This is a genomic window from Actinoplanes sp. NPDC051633 (assembly GCF_040681735.1).
Lineage (GTDB): Bacteria > Actinomycetota > Actinomycetes > Mycobacteriales > Micromonosporaceae > Actinoplanes.
Genome location: NZ_JBFAZH010001578.1, coordinates 1 through 1,446, shown reverse-complemented (window position 1 = coordinate 1,446; position 1,446 = coordinate 1). Strand labels below are relative to the sequence as shown.

1 protein-coding gene and 1 pseudogene are annotated in these 1,446 nt (G+C 69.5%); both read left to right on the top strand.

What is annotated here, in order from left to right:
* Positions 1-1,055: right-handed parallel beta-helix repeat-containing protein (locus AB0M20_RS43285; RefSeq protein WP_364307296.1), on the top strand; the 1,055-nt coding region annotated here is incomplete at its 5' end.
* A gap of 104 nt (positions 1,056-1,159) precedes the next feature.
* Positions 1,160-1,446: pseudogene (locus AB0M20_RS43280) on the top strand (hypothetical protein); the annotation flags it as partial.

Below are 1,446 nucleotides of genomic sequence, written 5' to 3'. Positions count from 1 at the left end.
GCGGGCTGGTCAACGGCTCGCAGGTCGGCGCGGGAAGCAACTCCTCCTTCGGCGCCGGACGCCTCGCACTGGTCACCGCCTATGCCAGCGCCCGCTTCGACGACGTGACCGTGGACGGCGCCGGCGGCTCGACCCCCACCGACCCGCCCACCACACCCACCGACCCGCCGTCCTCGGAGCCGCCGCCCTCGCAGCCGCAGACCGGCCTGGTCGGCTGGGCCACCCAGAACGGCGGCACCTCCGGCGGCGGGAGCGCCCCGGCCACGACGGTGACCAGCGCCTCTGCCCTGACCAGCGCGATCGGCTCGAGCAGCGCGGCGGTGATCCGGGTCTCCGGCACGATCACCTGCTCCGGCATGCTGCGGGTGCAGTCGAACAAGACGATCCTCGGCAACTCCGGCGCGTCCATCGTGGGCTGCGGTCTCACGATCAGCGGCGGAACCAACATCATCGTCCGCAACCTGTCCTTCCGGGATTGGGACGACGACGCCATCAACGTCGAGCAGTCGGCCCGCAACGTCTGGATCGACCACAACTCGTTCAGCAACGGGTACGACGGCGCGGTCGACATCAAGCGCGGCTCGGACTTCGTCACGGTGTCCTGGAACCGGGTCTTCAACCACGACAAGTCGATGCTGCTCGGGCACAGCGACGACAACGGCAGCCAGGACATCGGCCACCTGCGCGTGACCTACCACCACAACTTCTTCGACGCCTCCACGCAGCGGCACCCGCGGGTCCGCTTCGGCAACCCGGTGCACGTCTACAACAACTACTACAACGGCAACAGCGGGTACGGCGTCGCCTCCACGGAGGGCGCGGGCGTGCTGGTCGAGGCCAACTCGTTCGAGAACGTCGAGGACCCGTTCCACCTCGGCGAGGGAAGCTCCGGCCCGGGCACGCACGAGGCACGCAACAACCAGCTCGTCAATTCCGGCAGCGGGCAGACCGGAGGCAGCGTCGCGTCCATTCCGTACTCGTACACGCCGGACCCCGCGGCGAACGTCGAATCCATTGTCACCGCGGGCGCGGGCGCCGGCCGAATCAGCGTCTGAACACTTTGTTTCCTGATTCCCGCTGTTGAATTCCGGCGAACTCACATTTATATTTCTCGATGCGGGCTCGCCATCAATCCCCCATTGTTGAAGGAGCCATCCCCATGTCTGTACGCAGACGCCATGTCACGCTGTTCGCCGCGGGCGCCGGCCTGCTCGCCGCGACCCTCACCGCCGGCCTCACCGGCACCGCCCGGGCGCAGTCCCCTGCCTCCGCCGGTGCCGCGCCGGTGGCCGCCCCGGTGGCGGCTCCGCTGGCCGACAACGGCCTGTACGGCTGGGCGACGCAGAACGGCGGGACCACCGGCGCCGGCGGCGCCAACACCACCACGGTCACCAGTTCCTCGGCGCTCACGACCGCGGTCGGCCAGACCGCGGCGCGGGTCATCCG